Genomic DNA, 715 nt, shown 5'->3' on the forward strand with positions numbered 1-715 from the left:
GAGTCGGCCCGGCGTCCTGGAATCTGGAATACGGTTGATATCCTATGCCGCCTCGACCCTGTCCGCAAGCTCGAGGCCGGACTCGAGCATCTTCCTGGCCTCCGCCTCAAGCCGCGCCCACTCGACGGGACCGTCGATTCCCCGAGTGCGACCGTCATCGTAGAGCTCGTTCATCCTCACCTCCGAGAAGTACCTGGACTCCTGCCATATCTCGTCCTGCTCGCACATGACCGCGCCCGCGAGCCGCACCAGCGAGCCCGTGGAGGGGAACACCTGCACGACGCGCGACCTGCGCTTTATCTCCCGGTTGGTCCTCTCCTGCACGTTGTTGGTGCGCAGGCGCTTCCAGTGGGTCGGCGGGAAGTCGAGGTAGGCCAGCGCGTCGGGCTCGGCCTCCTCCAGCACCGCCGCCGCCCTGGGGCAGCACCCCTCCAGCATGTCGCACGCCGCGTGGTACATGGCCGTCACGGTGGCGGCGTCGCGCCCGCGGAACACCTGCGACACGATCCTGCCCACGCGGCGCCTGAGCTGCCAGGAGCCGGCCTCGCGCATGCAGTCGCGCATGAGGTGGACCGCGCAGCGCTGCCACGCGGCGCCCTGGAAGACCTCGCCGAGCGCCCGGACGAGCCCCGGGTGGGCGTCCGAGACGACGAGCCGCACGCCCGCCGCCCCGCGCGAGCGGATAGCCCGCAGGAAGGCGAGCCACGAGTCGTAG

Annotated in this window: 1 protein-coding gene; it reads right to left on the reverse strand. The window is 70.3% G+C overall.

Translation table 11 applies throughout. From position 1 onward, the window contains the following. Positions 1-42 precede the first annotated feature (42 nt). The coding region (locus AAAX36_RS09475; protein WP_349075301.1) for a transposase at positions 43-715 on the reverse strand (673 nt) is incomplete at its 5' end.

The sequence above is a fragment of the Collinsella sp. CLA-ER-H10 genome (assembly GCF_040092475.1).
GTDB lineage: Bacteria > Actinomycetota > Coriobacteriia > Coriobacteriales > Coriobacteriaceae > Collinsella.